Source organism: Streptomyces sp. Y1, from assembly GCF_041053115.1.
In the GTDB taxonomy this organism is placed as follows: Bacteria; Actinomycetota; Actinomycetes; order Streptomycetales; family Streptomycetaceae; genus Kitasatospora; species Kitasatospora rubellomurina.
The window spans coordinates 1,804,612-1,821,602 of record NZ_CP163445.1; the positions used below are offsets into that span (position 1 = coordinate 1,804,612).

At 74.9% G+C, this 16,991-nt stretch carries 14 protein-coding genes and 3 pseudogenes; 7 read left to right on the forward strand and 10 right to left on the reverse strand.

Features of this window, described 5'->3' with window-relative positions; translation table 11 throughout:
• Positions 1 to 48: 48 nt before the first annotated feature.
• Positions 49 to 207, reverse strand: a complete 159-nt coding sequence (locus AB2U05_RS07485) for a hypothetical protein (RefSeq protein ID WP_157882032.1) — start codon at positions 205 to 207, stop codon at positions 49 to 51.
• Here AB2U05_RS07485 and AB2U05_RS07490 point away from each other — a divergent pair.
• A pseudogene (locus AB2U05_RS07490) lies at positions 187 to 330 on the forward strand (helix-turn-helix domain-containing protein); the annotation flags it as partial. The gene AB2U05_RS07485 and the pseudogene AB2U05_RS07490 overlap by 21 nt on opposite strands.
• Positions 331 to 420: 90 nt before the next feature.
• Here AB2U05_RS07490 and AB2U05_RS07495 read toward each other — a convergent pair.
• Positions 421 to 864, reverse strand: a complete 444-nt coding sequence (locus AB2U05_RS07495; protein WP_045694320.1) for a MarR family winged helix-turn-helix transcriptional regulator — start codon at positions 862 to 864, stop codon at positions 421 to 423.
• Between the two features lie 115 nt (positions 865 to 979).
• Here AB2U05_RS07495 and AB2U05_RS07500 point away from each other — a divergent pair, with 115 nt between their 5' ends.
• Together AB2U05_RS07500 and AB2U05_RS07505 are read left to right on the forward strand one after the other, a co-directional pair.
• Positions 980 to 1,384, forward strand: coding sequence for a nuclear transport factor 2 family protein (locus AB2U05_RS07500; protein WP_045694321.1), 405 nt, complete (start codon positions 980 to 982; stop codon positions 1,382 to 1,384).
• Between the two features lie 87 nt (positions 1,385 to 1,471).
• Complete coding sequence (locus tag AB2U05_RS07505) at positions 1,472 to 2,944, forward strand: FAD-dependent monooxygenase (RefSeq protein WP_369182820.1); 1,473 nt, start codon at positions 1,472 to 1,474, stop codon at positions 2,942 to 2,944.
• Here the strand turns inward: AB2U05_RS07505 and AB2U05_RS07510 are convergent.
• From AB2U05_RS07510 to AB2U05_RS07535, 6 genes and pseudogenes are all read right to left on the reverse strand, one after another.
• Positions 2,916 to 3,257 carry an L-rhamnose mutarotase gene (locus tag AB2U05_RS07510; RefSeq protein ID WP_369182821.1) on the reverse strand — a complete coding sequence of 114 codons (342 nt, stop codon included), beginning with the start codon at positions 3,255 to 3,257 and terminating at the stop codon, positions 2,916 to 2,918. The genes AB2U05_RS07505 and AB2U05_RS07510 overlap by 29 nt on opposite strands.
• Complete coding sequence (locus AB2U05_RS07515; protein ID WP_369182822.1) at positions 3,254 to 3,907, reverse strand: lactate utilization protein C; 654 nt, start codon at positions 3,905 to 3,907, stop codon at positions 3,254 to 3,256. The genes AB2U05_RS07510 and AB2U05_RS07515 overlap by 4 nt, the downstream gene beginning before the upstream one ends.
• Positions 3,904 to 5,487, reverse strand: a complete 1,584-nt coding sequence (locus AB2U05_RS07520; protein WP_369182823.1) for a LutB/LldF family L-lactate oxidation iron-sulfur protein — start codon at positions 5,485 to 5,487, stop codon at positions 3,904 to 3,906. Before AB2U05_RS07520 ends, AB2U05_RS07515 begins: the two co-directional genes overlap by 4 nt.
• Positions 5,484 to 6,224 (reverse strand): (Fe-S)-binding protein, encoded by a 741-nt coding sequence (locus AB2U05_RS07525; protein WP_369182824.1) that lies wholly within the window; start codon positions 6,222 to 6,224, stop codon positions 5,484 to 5,486. The genes AB2U05_RS07520 and AB2U05_RS07525 overlap by 4 nt, the downstream gene beginning before the upstream one ends.
• Positions 6,225 to 6,626: pseudogene (locus AB2U05_RS07530) on the reverse strand (aldo/keto reductase); the annotation flags it as partial.
• A 222-nt stretch (positions 6,627 to 6,848) separates the two neighbouring features.
• A pseudogene (locus tag AB2U05_RS07535) lies at positions 6,849 to 7,115 on the reverse strand (fuconate dehydratase); the annotation flags it as partial.
• Between the two features lie 185 nt (positions 7,116 to 7,300).
• Here AB2U05_RS07535 and AB2U05_RS07540 point away from each other — a divergent pair.
• The 4 genes from AB2U05_RS07540 to AB2U05_RS07555 all read left to right on the forward strand — a co-directional run bounded on the left by AB2U05_RS07540 (position 7,301) and on the right by AB2U05_RS07555 (position 12,476).
• Positions 7,301 to 7,441, forward strand: a complete 141-nt coding sequence (locus AB2U05_RS07540; RefSeq protein ID WP_369182825.1) for a hypothetical protein — start codon at positions 7,301 to 7,303, stop codon at positions 7,439 to 7,441.
• Complete coding sequence (locus AB2U05_RS07545) at positions 7,438 to 10,317, forward strand: AAA family ATPase (RefSeq protein ID WP_369182826.1); 2,880 nt, start codon at positions 7,438 to 7,440, stop codon at positions 10,315 to 10,317. Before AB2U05_RS07540 ends, AB2U05_RS07545 begins: the two co-directional genes overlap by 4 nt.
• 115 nt (positions 10,318 to 10,432) lie before the next feature.
• A complete protein-coding gene (locus AB2U05_RS07550; RefSeq protein WP_369182827.1) occupies positions 10,433 to 11,545 on the forward strand; it encodes an alpha/beta fold hydrolase in 1,113 nt (370 codons plus the stop codon).
• Positions 11,546 to 11,633: 88 nt separating this feature from the next.
• Positions 11,634 to 12,476: an alpha/beta fold hydrolase gene (locus AB2U05_RS07555; protein ID WP_045694340.1), complete on the forward strand. Its 843-nt coding sequence runs from the start codon at positions 11,634 to 11,636 to the stop codon at positions 12,474 to 12,476.
• Positions 12,477 to 12,602: 126 nt separating this feature from the next.
• On the opposite strand, the gene AB2U05_RS07560 is transcribed toward AB2U05_RS07555, so the two are convergent.
• Both AB2U05_RS07560 and AB2U05_RS07565 read right to left on the reverse strand, forming a co-directional pair.
• On the reverse strand, positions 12,603 to 13,571 hold the full coding sequence (locus AB2U05_RS07560) for a phosphotransferase family protein (protein ID WP_369182828.1): 969 nt from the start codon (positions 13,569 to 13,571) through the stop codon (positions 12,603 to 12,605).
• Between the two features lie 75 nt (positions 13,572 to 13,646).
• On the reverse strand, positions 13,647 to 16,385 hold the full coding sequence (locus AB2U05_RS07565) for an AAA family ATPase (protein WP_369182829.1): 2,739 nt from the start codon (positions 16,383 to 16,385) through the stop codon (positions 13,647 to 13,649).
• Positions 16,386 to 16,991: the final 606 nt, after the last annotated feature.

Consider the following 16,991-nt stretch of genomic DNA (forward strand, 5'->3'; position numbering starts at 1 on the left):
CAGCGGCCGGGCCGACCGGACGCCGCAGGGGCGGAGGGCGGTGCCGGTTCAGGCGGTGCCGAGGGGGTTGAGGAGGGTGAAGCGCCAGTCGCCTTCGGCGTCCCGGGCCCTGGGCGCGGAGCGGGCGCCGGCCCCGCCCGGGCCCGCCGGGACCGAGGCCGGGCTGACCACGGCGCTGCTGCGCCAGCTCCTCGGCTCCTCGCCCACACCGAGCTACCCGTGTCCGCGATCGGGCGCGCGCTCGGCTTCACCGAGGCCACCAACTTCGGCAAGTTCTTCACCCGCGAGACCGGTCGCACCCCGGGCGACTTCCGCCGCGCCCAGCGCTGAGCGCCAGGGTCCGCGGCAGGTCCAGGATCTCGACACTCGTCCGTCAGCGGGCGCCCGGCGGGCGTCCCGCAGCGGTCGCCCGGTCGCGGATCAGGTGAAGGGGCCGTCCGTGACGAAGCGCTGGAGCTGGTGAGCGAAGGCGCGGGCCTCGGCGGGCGGCCAGGAGGCCAGGGAGGCCTCGATGTGCGCGGCGAGGCGGCGGCGGGTGGCGTCGACGGTCCGCTGCCCCGCCTCGGTCAGGGCGAGCAGGGTGGCGCGCCGGTCGTGGGGGTCGGGTTCGCGGCGCAGCAGGCCGGCGTCCTCCAGACGGGTGGCGCGGCGGGTGACCCCGGAGCGGTCCAGGCCGATCTCGCCGGCGAGGTCGGCGGCGCTGCGCGGGCCGGTGCGGGCCAGTCCGCTGAGGACGGGGTAGGTGATCTCGTCCACGGCCTCGCCCAGGCCCTCGGTCAGGCGCCGGTACAGCCGGGTCCGGGTGTCGCGTCGGAGCAGCGCTGCCAGCGCGTCGGCGATCTCGTGTCCTACGTCGTTCGGCATGCCCCCAGATTAGCGTGCGCGGCGCACGCAGCCTGTAGTACTCTTCAAATGCGTGCTCGACGCACGCAAATCTCGTCCGGGAACCCCTGTTCCCGGCCCTTCCGTGAGGACTGCCATGACCGCCACCGCCTTCCGCACCGACGTCGCCTCCGCCATGACCGACCTGCTCTTCACCCCGGAACTGGCCCTGTCCGAGGCCGTGGACCGCCACTTCGCGCCGGACTACCGCCAGCGCACCGACGGCAGCTGGGCCGACCGGAGCGAGTTCACGGCGCACATCGCCCACCTGCGCGGCATCGTCGCGGGCGGCCGGATCCAGGTGCTGGAGGAACTCGTGCAGGGCGACCTGTACGCCGACCGGCACATCATCGACGTCGACAAGACCGACGGCTCCACCGTCCGCGTGGAGGTCTACCTCTTCGGCGAGTTCGCCCCCGACGGCCGGTTCCGGCGCATCGAGGAGACCACCCTGCTGCTCCAGGGCGCCGACAGCGACCGCACCATCGGCAGCGCCCGCTGACCGTCCGGTCTCCCTGAGCGGCGCCCGCCCGCGCCCCGCCGCCGTCCGTCCCAGCAATGCCCATGTGAATGAGAGGAAGTGCTTGTCATGCTCGACGTGCTCGTCGCCGGGGCCGGCCCGGTGGGGCTCTGGCTCGCCGCGGAGTTGCGCCTGCACGGGGTGGAGGTGGCCGTCGTGGAACGCCGGGCGGCACCGGACGGACGGTCGCGCGCGGTCGGCATGCAGGCCGGCACGCTGGACACCTTCGCCACCCGCGGACTCGCGGAGCGGTTCATCGAACGCGGCACCCCGGTGCCCACCGGCCACTTCGGGGCGGCGACCACCCGGCTGGACTTCGCCACGCTCGGGGCGGCGCACCCGTTCATGCTGGCGCTCGGCCAGTCCGTCACCGAGCAGCTCCTGGAGCAGCACGCGGTCGCCGTGGGCGCCGAGGTGCTGCGCGGGCAGGAGGTCGTCTCGCTCACCCAGGGCCCGGACGCCGTCGAGGCGGTGGTCCGGGCCGGCGGCACCCACCGGACCGTACGGGCCCGCTGGGTGGTGGGCTGCGACGGCACCCGCAGCGCGGTGCGCCAGGCGGCCGGCATCGGCTTCCCCGGTCAGGGCACCACACTGACCGGGTGGCTCGCCGACGTCGAACTCGACGATCCGCCCACCGGGCCGCTCGCCGCCACCGGACCGGCCGGTTCGTTCCTCGTGGCCCCGATCGGCGACGGCGTCCACCGGCTGGCGGGCCTCTCCACGGCCACCATGCACCACGGCACCGGCGAACCGCTGACCCTGGACGAGGTGCGCGAGCAGGCCCGCGCACTCCTCGGACGGGACCTCGGCATCCGCGACCCCCACTGGCTGTCGCGCTACGGCAACGCCACCCGCCAGGCCGCGCGGTACCGGGCCGGACGGGTCCTGGTCGCCGGCGACGCGGCACACATGTTCTTCCCGGCCGGCGGGCAGGGCATGAACCTCGGCGTCCAGGACGCCACCAACCTGGGCTGGAAGCTGGCCGCCACCCTCCAGGGCCGAGCGCCCGACGGGCTGCTCGACAGCTACGACACCGAGCGCCGCCCGGCCGCCCGCGCCGTCATCGACAACACCCGCGCGCAACTCGCCCTGTTCGCCGCGGCGAGCCCGGAACAGCTCGCGCTGCGCGACGTCTGGTCCGAGGCGCTGGCCGAACCGGAGACCAACCGCCGGTGGGCCCGCCGCATCGCCGGCTTCGACGACCCGCTCCCCGCCGACCCCGCACCCGGCTCGCACCCGCTGACCGGCACCCGGCTCGCCGGCCTCGCCCTCGACACACCCGGCGCACCCACCGCCCACCCGCTGATGCACCACGGCCGGCCGCTGCTGCTGGACCTCGGCGGGACGCGGACGCCGTGCCCCGCGGACGGCCTGGAACAGCGGACGGCCACGGTCAACACCGCGGCGGCCGCGCCGATCTGGCGGGACGTCACCGCCGTCCTCATCCGCCCGGACGCCCGGATCGCCTGGGCCACCACCGACCCCGACCCGCGGCGCCGGGCCACGGACTGCCTCACCGCGCTGCGCACCCTGCACCGCTGAGCGCGCCGCCGCCCTCCGGGCGCAGCAGCCAGTTCGGGTCGGGTTCCTCCTGGACCTGGTGGCGGATCCCCACCAGCCTTCCCCCGCAGGGCAGTTCACGCAGGGCGGGGATGCGGTCGGCGACGTCGGGAGCCGTCAGGTCGGTCCAGTCGACGACCCCGGCGAACAGCTCGCAGTCGCTGCGCCGGATGGTCCAGGACGAGACCCCCGCCGCTCGGATCGCAGCCGTCAGCTCGTCCGGCACCGCGCGGTGGGCGGCCTCGTACTCCTCGATCCGCTCCGCGCGAACCCGGGTGTGCAGCGCGATCCTCATGACTGCGGCTCCGGGTGGGTGGCGTCGACGACGATGACGTCGAGGGTGCGGGGGCCGTGCACACCCTCGACCCGGTCGAGTTCGATGTCGCTGGTGGCGGACGGGCCCGAGACGAAGGTCAGCGGCCGGGTCGGGTCGAGGCGCGCGAGGGCGTCGGGGACGTCCTCGGCGATCTGCTCGGCCCGGACGACGCACAGGTGGTAGTCGGGGACGAGGGTCAGCGCGCGGCGCCCCTGACCGGGGCCGGTGTCCAGCACGATGGTCCCGGTGACGGCGATGCCCACGGCGGCGAGGGTGACCGCGCCGTCCAGCGCGTCGAGACCGGCGGTGTCCAGGGGTTCGTGCTGCCACTCCCAGTCGCCCGGCGGAAGCAGCTCGACGGGGAACTCCCCCGGCAGGGCCAGGCGGCGCACGCCGCGGGCGGTCAGCGCGGCGCCGATGGCCGCGGGCAGGCCGGCCCGGTCGGTGCGGGCGACGGTGGCGCGGTAGTCGGCGACCCGCTCGGCGAAGAGCGCCACCCGGTCCTGCCTGGGCTCCAGGTGCGACCGCCGGTACGACCGGGGCACCGGGACGTCCTCGGGCGTCTCGGTGCCCGGGACGTCGACGAGCGCCGCGCGGATGCGGCCGAGGATCGCCTCGCGGCTGGTCATCGGTCCTCCCCTTCGTTTTCCCCGAACTGCTTGCTCTCGGGTGCCGTGTTCGCGCGCTCCTTGCCCGCGCGCTCCTTGCCCGCGCGCTCCTCGCCCGCGCGCTCCTCGCCCGCGCGCTCCTTGCCCTCAGGCCCCCTGTTCGCGCGCCACCAGTTGCGGAAGGACTGCGCGGGCGGCGCCGGGGTGTCGCGGGTGTCGGACCAGCCGTGCAGCGGTCCGGGCAGCCACCCGATGCGTCCGCCCCGGGCGATCGCCCGGCCCCCGAGCGAGGCCGCCTTCTGCGCGGCGGCGAGCAGCCGGGGCGAGTCGAGGACGGCCGCGGCGGCCTTCATCGCCACCCCCTCGGCGGTGGGCAGGCGCTTGCCGGACCGCCCGGCCTCGACGACCTCGGCCCGCAGGTGCGTGAGGACTTCGGGGATGTCGATCTTCACCGGGCAGGCGTCGTAGCAGGCCCCGCAGAGGGTGGAGGCGAACGGCAGCGAGGCGGCGTTCTCCACCCCGACGAGCTGCGGGGTGAGGACGGCGCCGATCGGCCCGGGGTAGACCGAGCCGTACGCGTGGCCGCCGGTGCGCTCGAAGACCGGGCAGACGTTGAGGCAGGCCGAACAGCGGATGCAGGCGAGGGCCTGGCGTCCGACGGTGTCGGCCAGGGTGTCGGTGCGGCCGTTGTCGAGCAGCACCAGGTGGAAGTCCCGCGGCCCGTCGCCTTCCGTCCGGCCCGTCCAGGTCGAGGTGTACGGGTTCATCCGCTCACCGGTGGCGGAGCGCGGCAGCAGTTGGAGGAACACCTCCAGGTCGGTCCAGGTGGGGACGACCTTCTCGATGCCCATGACCGTGATCAGGGTCTCGGGCAGCGTCACGCACATCCGGCCGTTGCCCTCCGACTCGACCACCACCACCGTCCCGGTCTCCGCGACGGCGAAGTTGGCGCCGGACACGGCCACCTTGGCGCGCAGGAACTTCTCCCGGAGGTGGCGGCGGGCCGCCTCGGCCAGTTCGGCCGGGTCGTCGCCGAGGCCGTCCGGCGCCGACTGCCCCCACTGCGCCATCTTCGCGGCGAACAGGTCGCGGATCTCGCGGCGGTTCCGGTGGATCGCGGGGACGAGGATGTGGGAGGGGCGGTCGTCGCCCAACTGCACGATCAGCTCGGCGAGATCGGTCTCGTACGCGGTGATCCCGGCCCCGGCGAGGTGTTCGTTGAGGCCGATCTCCTGGGTCGCCATGGACTTGACCTTCACCACCTCCCGCTCGCCGGTGGCCCGGACCAGCTCGGTGACGATCCGGTTGGCCTCGGCGGCGTCCGACGCCCAGTGCACGGTGCCGCCCGCCGCCGTGACGGACCGCTCCACCTGCACGAGGTAGCGGTCGAGATGGCGCGCGGTGCGCTTCTTGATCGCGGCGGCGGCGTCGCGCAGCGCCTCCCAGTCGTCCAGCTCCGAGGCGACGGCGAGGCGCTTGTCGCGGATGGTGCCGGTGGCCCGCTTCAGGTTGGCCCGCAGCTGGGTGTCCTTCAGCGCCCGGCGGGCGGCGTCGGGGAAGGCCGGGGAACCGAGCCAGACGACGCCCCTGTTCTCGTTCATCGGGCCCCTCCTTCGACGGCGGCGAGGATCTCGGCCAGGTGCACGCCCCGCACCGGGCTGCCCTGACGGGAGAGTCCGCCGCCGATGTGCATCAGGCAGGAGTTGTCGGCGGCGCACAGCACCTCGGCGCCGCTGTCCAGGACCGCTCGCGCCTTGTCGGCGAGCATGGCGCCGGAGGTCTCGGCGTTCTTGAGGGCGAAGGTCCCGCCGAAGCCGCAGCAGGAGTCGGCGGCCGGGAGGTCGACGAGCTCGATGCCCTCGACGGCGCGCAGCAGTCGGTGCGGCCGGTCGCCCAGGCGCAGCCCGCGCAGGGAGTGGCAGGTGGGGTGGTAGGCGACCTTGTGGGGGAAGCGGGCGCCGACGTCCGTCACCCCGAGGACGTCGGTGAGGAACTCGGTGAACTCGTGGACCCGGGGCGCCACTTCGGTGGTCCGGCGCTGGAGCGCCGGGCTGCCGTACTGCGCGGCGAGGACGGGGTGGCCGTCGCGGATCATGCCGACGCAGGACGGCGACGGCGTGACCACGGCGTCGTAGTCGGCGAAGGTCCTGGCGAAGCGCTCGACCAGCGGCACGGCCTCGGGGCGGTAGCCGGTGTTGAAGTGCATCTGCCCGCAGCAGGTCTGCTCCTGCGGGAACTCGACGGTGTGGCCGAGGCGCTCCAGGACGGTGACCACGGCCCGGCCGGTGCCGGGGAACATGGTGTCGTTGAAGCAGGTGATGAACAGGGCGATCCGCATCTAGCCGGCCTCTCCGGGGGTCGGGACGTCGACGGGCAACAGCGCGTGCTCCTTCAGCTCCGCCCACAGCCCGTCCGGGATCGGGTGGTCGAACATCGCGGCGGCGTCCCGCACCTCGGTGGCGCTGCGGGTGCCGACCAGGACGGACGCGACCGCCGGGTGGCCGAACGGGAAGCGCAGCGCGGCAGCCCGCAGCGGCACGCCGTGCCGCTCGCAGACGGCCTTCAACCGGAGGGCCCGGTCGACGAGTTCGGCCGGGGCGGCGGTGCGGTCGAAGGTGGCGCCGGGCTTCGGGTCGGCGAGCAGTCCGGAGTTGAACGCCCCGCCGACCACCACGGCGACGCCGCGTTCGGCGGCGAGCGGCAGGAGTTCGGCGAGTCCGCGCTGGTCGAGGAGGCTGTAGACCGGCGAACGCCCGTCGCGGTGAAGTCCCGGCGGCGGCGGGTGAGGCGAGGTAGGCGATGGCGGCGGCGGTGAAGCCGCGCAGCGGGTCGGGGGCGCCGCTCGGGTCGAGGTCGAGGACGGCGACCCGGGCGCCGCGCTCGGAGAGCAGGAGCGCGGTGGCCAGGCCGATGCCCGAGGCGCCGCCGGTGACCAGCGCGGTCAGGCCGTGGAGGTCGGTGGTCATCCGTGCTCCTTCGTCGTGGCGGCGGCCAGGTCCGCGGCCCAGAACGCGCCGTCCGGGTAACGATAGGTGTCGATGGCCGCCCGGTGCATGGCGGCGGAGAACCCGGGCTCGGTCGGCGCCAGGTAGTGGCCGTCACCGATCCGCACCGGGTCGACGAAGTGCTGGCGCAGGTGGTCGACGTACTCGATGACGCGGTCCTCGGTGGTCCCGGAGAGCGCGACGTAGTCGAACATCGACAGGTGCTGGACCAGCTCGCAAGGAATCTGCGCGCCCCGACCCTACGGTTCCTCACCTGTCCTCACGTGAGCGCCCCGAACGGCCGGGCCCTGGTCACGCACCCGACCCGGGTACGGGCCAGGGTTCGGCACTGGCTCGACGGGCCCGTGGTCCCGGGATCGTGGTCCACGGACGCCGACCGGCGTCCGGGGCGGCGAAGGGGCGTACGAGCGTGGACGTGCGGGCCGCGGTCGTCGCCGCAGCACGCGGCAACCCGCTGGCTCTGATGGCGCTGATGGCGCTGATGGAACTGATGGAACTGATGCAGCTGCCGCGCGGTGAGAGCGGAACCAGGAAGGGACAGGGGACATGACCGGGCCGCAGCGATCGGGCGTCACCACGGCGATGGTGGGCCGCGAGGGCGAGCAGGCGGAGCTCGTGGCGTTCGTGCGGTCCGCCACGGGCCGGGCGCTCGTCCTGCGGGGCGAGACGGGGGTCGGCAAGAGTGCGTTGCTGAGCCACGCCGCCGCGCTGGCGGAGCAGGAGGGCCACACCGTCGTCCGGGTCGCCGGTGTCGAGGCGGAGTCCGAGCTGCCCTATTCCGGGCTGCACCAGCTCCTCCATCCGCTGCTCGCCGAGGTCGCGCGGCTGGACGACGGGCCCCGGGCGGTGTTCGACGCCGTGTTCGGCGGAGTGCGGGGCGATCCGCCCTCGGTCATGGCGCTCGGCATCGCCGTTCTCAGCCTGCTGTCGCTCTCGGCCGCGCAGCGGCCGCTGCTGCTGGTCCTCGACGACGGGCAGTGGCTGGACGACGCCAGTGCCGAGGTGTGCGGCTTCGTGGGCCGGCGCCTGGCCGGCGGCCCGGCGAAGCTGCTGGTGGCGGTCCGCACCGACCTGACCTCGCGGTTCGACACCGCCGCGCTGCCCGAACTGCCGGTCGCCGCGCTCGCCGCCGAGGAGGCGGCCCGTCTGCTGGACGACCGGTACCCGGAGCTGAGCCGGCGGGTCCGCCGGGTCGTGCTGGAGCAGGCCCGGGGCAACCCGCTGGCCCTGGTCGAGCTGCCCGCCCACCTCGCCGGCCGCTCCGGCGACCTCCCGGTCGAGGACCTGATCGGCCGGCACGGCGTGCCGTTGCCCCGGCGGCTGCAACGGCTGTTCGGCACCCGCATCGCCGCCCTCGACGAGCGGGTGCGGGCCGAGCTGCTGCGGGGCGCGCTCGACGGCGCCGGGTCCCCGAGCGGCACCGACGCCGTCCCCGGTGCCCGTTACGGCATGCGTGACGCCGACGCGGCGGTCGCCGCGAAACTGCTGGACGTCGACGTGGTCACCGGCGACTACGTCTTCCGCCACCCGCTCGTGCGGCCCGCCGTCGTGCAGATGGCCACGCCCCACCAGCGCCGCGCCGCGCACCTGGCACTGGCACAGGTCCATCGGGAGAACCTCGAACGCCGGGCGACCCACCTGGCGGCGGCGACGCTCGATCCGGACGACGGCGTCGCCGACGTCCTGGAGACGGCGGCCGGGTCGGCGACCCGGCGCGGCGGCGCGCTGGCGGCCGTGGCCTGGCTGACCCGGGCCGCCGAGCTCAGCGCGAACCACGCCGACCGCTCCCGGCGGCTGGCCGACGCGGCCTTCGTCGCCGCTCACGCCGCCCGCCCCGGCCGGGCGCACCGGCTGGTCCGAGCGGACCTCGCGTCCGGCTCGACGGAGTCGCCGGCCTCGGTGCTGGCGGCCGCCTACCGGGCGCTCTACGAGGACGGGGACGTCCGCTCCACCCACCGCCAGGTCTCGGCCGCGATCGAGAAGCTCCGGGACGGCGGGACGGCCACCGCGTCGACCGATGGCAGGACCGAGCCCGCCGAGGTCCTCACCCGGCTGGTGATCCTCCTCCTGGCGATCAGTCAGTTCAGCGGGGAGCGTGCGGTGTGGGAGAGCACGCACGGACTCCTCGCCTCCCTGGGCGACCTCGTCACCGGGCACGCGCGCCTCTACAGCGCCACGTGGAGCGATGTGACCAGGCACGGAGCGGGCCGGGCCGAGCAGGTGCGAGGGGCCGCCGCGACCCTGTCGGAGCTGGAACCCTGGGACGTCTCCCGGCTGGGCGCGGCCGCGTACCACCTCGACGTCCTGAGCGACTACCGCCCCCACCTGCAGCGCGTGGTGGACCGCGAGCTGGAGACCGGGGCCGTGGCCACCGGCATGGTCATGCTGCACCAGATCATGCTCGACCAGATGGCGGTCGGCGAGTGGGCCCTGGCCGAGGACACCGGGCAGCGCGGCCTGGGCCTCGCGGTCGAGCACGGCCACCACCTGTTCGCCGCCCAGAGCCGCGCGTACCTGGCCCAGTTGGCGGCGCTGCGCGGCCAGGTCGGGCGGGCGCGGGACCTGCAGGCCGAGGTGGACGCCTGGGCCCGCCCGCGCGGGCTGGGGTTCCTCACCCAGCTCGCCGACGCCGCCGGCGCGACCGCCGCGCTGAGCTCCGGCGACTACGAGAGCGCGTACCTCCACGCCATCGGCATCACCCGGCCGGGCACCTTCCGGCCGTACGCCCACCAGGCCTCGCGCACCCTGCTCGACCTCGTCGAGGCCGCCCGGCACACCGGACGCGTCGCGCAGGCCCGGGCGCACGCCCTCGCCGCCCGCGACGCCGGTCTGCCGGACGTGTCGCCCCGCCTGGGCCTGATCACCTACGGCGCGCTGGCGATGACCGCCGAGGACGAGCGGGAGGCCGCCGAGATGGTCACCCGGGCCGAATCCCACCCGGACGCCGCCCGCTTCCCGTTCGAACTGGCCCGGATCCGGCTGGCGCACGGCATCCGGACGCGCCACGTCCAGGGCCCGGCGGCGGCACGGCAGTTCCTGGTCCCGGCGGCCGAGGCGTTCGAGCGGCTGGGCGCGGCCGGCTGGACCGAGCGGGCCCGGGCCGAACTGCGCGCCACCGGGGCCCCGGCCCGCGCCTCGACGCTGAACCTGGCCTCGCTGACCTGGCAGGAACGCCGCATCGCCGACCTGGCCGCCGGCGGCCTGACGAACAAGGAGATCGGCGAGCGGATGCACCTGTCCCCGCGTACCGTCAGCTCGCACCTGTACCGCGTCTTCCCCAAGCTGGGCATCACGGCCCGAGCGGCGCTGCGCGACGCGCTGAGCCGGACCGACGCGCCGAGCCGGACCGACGCGCCGAGCCGGCCGCCCGCCGAATTCCCGATGAGGACCGGCGGGCTGCCGAAGGTGCGCACGACCTCCTCGTAGTGGGCCGTGAGCGCGGCGAGCCCGTCCCGTGCGTCTCGACGTCATATGACCGATGCGCCGGGCCGCCTGCCGAAGAACAGTGGAGGCACCAGCGGGCCTCCGGGAAGGATCGGACATGATCAACAGGCGTACCTTCACCCAAGCGGTCGGTCTCGGCGTGGGCGCCACGGCCGCGTCGCTCGGCGCGGCATCGACCGCGCCCGCCGCCTTCGCGGCCGGTTCCGACCGGCCCGACCGACCTGAACGACCCGACCGGCCCGACCGGCCCGGCCGGCCCGGCCGCCCGGCCCCGGTCATCCCGGCCATCGCCCCGGGCACCCACACCGCGTTCACCGACCTGAAGCGGGTCCAGGCCGGCGTCCTCGACATCGGCTACGCCGAGGCCGGGCCCCAGCACGGGCCCGTGGTCATCTGCCTGCACGGCTGGCCCTACGACATCCACAGCTACGTCGACGTGGCGCCGCTGCTGGCGGACGCCGGCTACCGGGTGATCGTGCCGTACCTGCGGGGCCACGGCAGCACGACCTTCCTGTCCCCGACGACCGTCCGCACCGGGCAGCAGGCCGCGATCGCCCTCGACATCATCGCCCTGATGGACGCCCTGAAGATCCACAAGGCGGTGCTGGCCGGCTTCGACTGGGGCTCGCGGGCCGCCGGCACCATCGCGGCGCTGTGGCCGGAGCGGGTCAAGGCCCTGGTGGCGGTGAGCGGTTACCTCATCGTCAACATCCCTTCGCAGCAGAACCCGCTGCCGCCGAAGGCCGAGCGCACCTGGTGGTACCAGTACTACTTCGCCACCGACCGCGGCCGCATCGCCATGGAGACCCGGCAGAACCGGCACGACCTGTGCCGGCTGGTGTGGGACGAGGTCTCCCCCACCTGGAAGTTCGACGACGCCACCTTCGAGCGCACCGCCGCGGCGTTCGAGAACCCCGACTACGCCGCCGTCGTGATCCACAACTACCGCTGGCGCCTGGGCCTGGCCGACGGCGAGCGCCGCTACGACCGCTACGAGCAGCTGCTCGCCGCCCGGCCGGCCGTCACCGTGCCGACCATCGCCCTGGACCCCGCCCTCGACCCGTTCCTGCCCACGACCGACGGCACCGGGTACCGGAAGTTCTTCACCGGCCGGTACGAGCACCGCGTGCTCACCGGCACCGGCCACAACGCGCCGCAGGAGGCGCCGACCGCGTTCGCCCAGGCCGTGGTGGACGCCGACCACCTGTGACCCACCCGGACGGGGGTGACCCGAACTCGCCTCCTCCACCACGCCGATGACTGCACATCCGCCAGCTGACACCCACTGGAGCGTTTCCATGTTCAGCCTCAAGAACGGCCGCCTGCGCCGCCTCCTCGCCGGTGCCGCCGGCGCCGCCGCCGTCGTCGGCGCGTTCGCCGTCGTCGGCCCCGCGAACGCCGCGACCCAGGACTCGGCCGCCGACCGGGCCCCCAAGCCGACCATCGTCCTGGAGCACGGTGCGTTCGCCGACGGCTCCAGCTGGGACGGCGTCATCGCCAAGCTGCGCCGCGACGGCTACCCGGTGGTGGCCGCCGCCAACCCGCTGCGCGGCCCGGCCTCCGACGCCGCCTCGCTGCGCAGCCTCGTCGACCACCTCAAGGGCCCGGTCGTCCTGGTCGGCCACTCCTACGGCGGCTCGGTCATCAGCGAGGCCGCCGTCGGTGAGCCGCGGGTCAAGGCCCTGGTCTACGTCGCCGCGTTCCTGCCCGCCCCCGGCGAGTCGGCGCTGCAGCTGACCAACCGGTTCCCCGGCTCCACCCTGCCCGGCACGCTGGACCAGGTGCCGTTCACCACCGCAGACGGCAGCGCCGGCACCGACCTGTACATCCAGCAGGACAAGTTCCGGGCCCAGTTCGCCGCCGACGTCCCGGCCGACCGGGCCGCGCTGGCGGCCGCCTCGCAGCGGCCCGTCGCCCAGGCCGCGCTGACCGAGAAGGCCACCACCGCCGCCTGGCAGACCGTCCCCAGCTGGGACATCGTGACGACCGAGGACCTCAACATCCCGGCCGCCGCCCAGCGGTTCATGGCCGAGCGCGCCCACGCCCGCACCACCGAGGTGGCCGCCTCCCACTCCGTCGCGGTCTCCCACCCCGACCTGGTGGCCGGCGTCGTCGAGAAGGCCGCCCGCGCCACCCGCTGACGACACCTCACCAACCGGCCCCCCGCCGTCACCCCCGCCCTCCCGGGCCGTCCTCCCCGATCCGGTCCGATCCGATCCGATGCGGTCCGGACCGGGGCGGGGTCGGGCGGGGCGGGGCGGCACGGCTCAGCCCGGTGCGGCCATCAGGGAGATGACATAGGCATCCAGCCGCTCCTCCACGGCTCGTGTCGTCAGCTCGGTCCGCCCTGCCTCCCGCCACGGCTGCGCCACCCACTGCACTTCCTCCGAGAACGCCAGTGGCTCCCGCACCTGCCAGTACAGCCGCTCGTCCGCGGCCGCGGCCAGCATCCCGCCGGCCTCCTGGTACGCCTCGGTGAAGCGCAGGCCCCACGCCGGGCCGTACAGCAGCGCGAGATTGGTGGAGCAGTGCGCCACGTCGAGGTCCGCCGGCCCCCAGGAAGCCGCCGCCCAGTCGACGACGCCGGTGATCCGGGCACCGGCGGCACCAGCAACAGCGGCAGCACCGGCCGGATCCTCGGACGGCAGGTCGAACAGCACATTGCCGGGCTGGAAGTCCCGGTGCAGGAACCGCCCTTCGTAGCGCGGCGCCGGCCTGCGGATCACCTCGATCGCGGCGGCCCAGACCGCGGCATCGGCGCCCTCGGGGACCACGACCGTGTCGGCGGTCGTCAGCGCCACGTACTCCCGGGGCCGGACGGCCGGCCGCACCGCGTGGATCGCCACGAGTTGACGGGCCAGCAGGGACAGACGCGTCTCCAGTCCCTCCTCGTCGAGGACCGGCCGGCCCGGCAGGTGGGTCATGAGGAGCGAGGGGTGCTCGCAATGCGCCGCTACCGGATCGACGGCGACGAGTCCGGGAGCCGGCACACCGGTGCCGGTGAGCGTGGTCAGGGCGTCGGCCTCCCGGTGCAGGAGGTCCTCGGCCGGCCCCTGCCGGGTCGGGTCGACGAAGGAGCGCAGCACCAGGTGCCGGATGCCTCCGTCCCGCCTGCCGATGGTCAGCCTCCGCATGTCGGCGGTGGCACCGCCGTGCAGCACCTCGGCTCCGAGGATCCGCTCGCCGGCCTCCAGCTGCCGGCACACCCAGGCCAGCGTCAACGGTCTTACGTTCACCGGCTCGTGATGATGGGTCACCCCGCCATCTCATCACCCGGACGGCGACACCCGCGAACCCTTTCGGGCCCGGGGCTACGGCCCGGACAGAACGCCGTCGATCTCTCGACGGGAGGAGATCCCCAGCTTGGCGAAGACCTTGCGCAGGTGCCACTCGACCGTGCGCGGGCTGAGGAACAGGTGCGCGCCGATCTCCGCGTTCGGGTGCCCGGCGGCCGCGAGGCGGGCGATCTGCGCCTCCTGCGGGGTCAGCACCGGCGCGCAGACCGTCCGCTTGCGCACCGTCTCACCGGTGGCGAGCAGCTCCCGCCGGGCCCGCTCGGCGAAACCCTCCATGCCCATGCGCGTGGCGGCCTCGTACGCCGCCCGCAGCTCGGTACGGGCCTGGGCGCGCCGGTTCCGGCGGCGCAGCCACTCCCCGTACAGCAGTCGGGCCCGGGTCTCGAACACGCCGAGCCCGCCGCGGCCGTAGTGGTCGACGGCCTCGCGGTAACGGTCCTCGGCCAGCTCGGGTGCTCCGGTCAGGGCCTCGGCGACCGCGTGCGCGCCCAGGGCCCAGGGCGTGCCGGCCCGGCTCCAGTCGGCGAGCCGCTCGCACGCCCCGGCCGCCACGGCCGGCTCGCCGGCCCGGGTCGCGGCCTCGACCAGCTCGCTGCACGTCCAGAAGTGCACCACGAGGTCCTGGTGCACGCCGCCGCGCAGCGCCGCCTCCATGGCGAGCGGATAGTTGCCCAGGCCGTTGTGGAGCACGGCCCGCTCGCAGGCGGCCACCCGGAGGAGCCGGCCCAGGCCGCGCTGCCGGCCGTCCCGTTCCATCGCCTCCAGCAGTTCCAGGGCCGGTCGCTCCCGTCCCCGGTACGCGGCGATCATGGCCGCCGAGGCCGTGCGCGTCACCGCGCCGGTGGCCTGCTCGATGGCTGCGGCCTCGGCCAGCAGACCCTCGGCTTCGTCGAGACGCCCCGCGTGGCCGAGCGCGCCCGCCAGGTAGGGCAGGGCCGTCGAGAGGACCGACAGCGTGCCCGTCGTCCGGGCGAAGCGGACCGTCCGCTCGCTGACGTCCAGCCAGGCCTGCAGGTCGCCCAGCTCCGCGGCGGCGTTCGTGGCCGCCCACAGGACGGACGGCTCCTCCTCGTCGGTGAGGGAGCGCAGCGCCTGCGCCAGCAGCGGGAAGGCGGCGGCCTGCCCGTCCGTGGTCCGGGCGACCAGGGCACGGAGGAAGACTCCGGCCGGCTCGTCACCGGGTGCCAGGCCACGCGCGACCTCGGCCGCGCGCCGTATTCCGCCCTCGTCGTGCGGCCAGGCCCAGATGGCCGCGTCGAACGCCGCGAGGCAGGTCTCCCGCGCGACGGCCGGGTCGAGGTCCCGGAACCGGTGCGCCGCGTCGAGCAGCGGCTGCACCGCGCCCTTCCCCGAGTCGGTCATGGACGACGCCTTGGCCCGCAGCCGGCCGGCATGGGCCTGCTGCAGCCGGTCCAGCGGCCCCAACTCGGCGGCGGCGAGCAGGTCGGGGACCCGGGCCGGCAGGCCCGCGGCGACGTTGGCCGCCGCGGCCGCCAGCGCGCGCCGCGCCCGCTCCCCCGGGTCGGGCGTGAGCGCCGCGGCACGTTCCAGGAAGGAGGCGGCGGCCGCCCGGCCCCCGCGCGCCAGGGCCCGGTCGGCGGAGCCCTCCAGCACGGCGGCGACCTGCTCGTCCGGCCCGACCGCGGCGTGCGCCCGGTGCCAGGCCCGCCGGTCGGGGTCGCGCTCGGCGTCGGTGACCTCGGCCAGCGCCGCGTGCGCCGCGCGCAGCGCAGCGGCATCCGCGCCGCGCCACACCGCCGAACGCACCAGCGGGTGCCGGAACCGCACCGAGGCGCCCAGGGTGATCAGGTCCGCGGCCTCCGCCGGCGCCGCGGCCTCCGGCCCGATGCCCAGCAGGCGCAGCGCACGCCACAACAGCGGCCCGTCGCCGACCGGTTCGACCGCCGCGACCAGCAGCAGGGCGCGGGTGTCGTCCGGCAGGGCGTCGACGCGCCGGCGGAAGCCGTCCTCGAGCCGGGTCGCCAGCGGGCCGGCGCCGGGGCCGCCGAAACCGAACGCCAGCTCCGCCCGTGACAGGCCCCGGGGCAACTCCAGCAGGGCGAGCGGATTCCCGCCGGTCTCGGCGACGATCCGGTCCCGCACCCGGGCGTCCACCGGCCCCGGCAGCACACCGTCCAGCAGCGCCCGGGCGTCGGCGTCGGCCAGCCCGCGCAGGAGAAGGTCCGGCAGGCCGGAGAAGCCCTCGTCCTTCCTTCCGTCGGTGATCCGCTCGGCGAACACCAACGCCACCGATTCCGCGTCCAGTCGGCGCCCGACGAACGCCAGGATCCGCTGGGACATCAGGTCCAGCCACTGCGCGTCGTCGACCAGGCACAGCAACGGCGACCGGGCCGCCGCCTCGGCGAAGAGGCCGAGCACCGCCATCCCGACCAGCAGCATCTCGGGCGGGTTCCCCGCACTCAGGCCGAACGCGACACCCAACGCGTCCCGCTGCACCTCCGGCAGCCGGTCGAGGTGCGACAACAGCGGGGCGCACAACCGCTGCAGGGCCGAATAGGCGAACTCGGCCTCGTCCTCGACCCCGGCCGCACGCACGACCTGCCACGACGCCACCTGCCCGGCCTCCCCGGCCAGCCCGGCCAGATGGTCGAGCAGCACCGACTTGCCGACCCCCGCCTCCCCCCGCAGCACCACCACCCGGCTGCGCCCGCCACCCACCTCCCGCAGCAGACGCTCCAGCACCTCCACCTCCCGGGCACGCCCGACCAGTTGGTGTTCCCCGTGCCGCGCCATGCCACCTCCGGAAAGCAGCCCCTCCCGCAGGAACCGCACCCATCCTACGAAGCCCGGCACCGGCCGAGGCCTGGTTCCAGCGCTTGTGGTCGTCCTCATCCAGCCCGAGCCAGGGCCTCAACTCCTGTCGATGCGCCGAACCGAGCTGTCGCCGAGGGCACGGGCGCGGGCGAACCGCCACACGGGGCCGGCGTGATCGCGGGCGGCGAGCAGAAGCCCACCGGCAGCGTCGTCCCTACCCGCCAGGGCACCCCCGTCGACGCCGACGCCGGTCACCCGCACAACCAGCCGACCGAACAACAGAAAGAGCCGGCACTCGGTTTCCCAAGTACCGGCTCCCACAACCGACATCACTGTCGGGACGACAGGATTTGAATCTGCGACCCCTTGACCCCCAGCAGGAAGGGTTTCCCTATTCCTACCTGAAATGCGCTCGTGCACACGTCGCGCGCGTGCAGATGAGCATGTTTCGCGCACCTCGTGCGCCAGCGCGCATGACGTGTGGTCCCCAGCTGGTCCCCAGTCCAGGGGCTTGACGGAGGGTCCGGGTGGCGTTCATGTCTCCAGGGTAGCTCCGCTCCGAGCGATGATCCAGCGATCCCCGAG

Coding starts and splice junctions, on each gene's coding strand:
- AB2U05_RS07500 (WP_045694321.1), top strand. CDS start 980: ATGACCGCCACCGCCTTCCGCACCGACGTCGCCTCCGCCATGACCGAC.
- AB2U05_RS07520 (WP_369182823.1), bottom strand. CDS start 5,487: ATGAACGAGAACAGGGGCGTCGTCTGGCTCGGTTCCCCGGCCTTCCCC.
- AB2U05_RS07515 (WP_369182822.1), bottom strand. CDS start 3,907: ATGACCAGCCGCGAGGCGATCCTCGGCCGCATCCGCGCGGCGCTCGTC.
- AB2U05_RS07525 (WP_369182824.1), bottom strand. CDS start 6,224: ATGCGGATCGCCCTGTTCATCACCTGCTTCAACGACACCATGTTCCCC.
- AB2U05_RS07505 (WP_369182820.1), top strand. CDS start 1,472: ATGCTCGACGTGCTCGTCGCCGGGGCCGGCCCGGTGGGGCTCTGGCTC.
- AB2U05_RS07495 (WP_045694320.1), bottom strand. CDS start 864: ATGCCGAACGACGTAGGACACGAGATCGCCGACGCGCTGGCAGCGCTG.
- AB2U05_RS07545 (WP_369182826.1), top strand. CDS start 7,438: ATGACCGGGCCGCAGCGATCGGGCGTCACCACGGCGATGGTGGGCCGC.
- AB2U05_RS07565 (WP_369182829.1), bottom strand. CDS start 16,385: ATGGCGCGGCACGGGGAACACCAACTGGTCGGGCGTGCCCGGGAGGTG.
- AB2U05_RS07550 (WP_369182827.1), top strand. CDS start 10,433: ATGATCAACAGGCGTACCTTCACCCAAGCGGTCGGTCTCGGCGTGGGC.
- AB2U05_RS07510 (WP_369182821.1), bottom strand. CDS start 3,257: ATGAGGATCGCGCTGCACACCCGGGTTCGCGCGGAGCGGATCGAGGAG.
- AB2U05_RS07555 (WP_045694340.1), top strand. CDS start 11,634: ATGTTCAGCCTCAAGAACGGCCGCCTGCGCCGCCTCCTCGCCGGTGCC.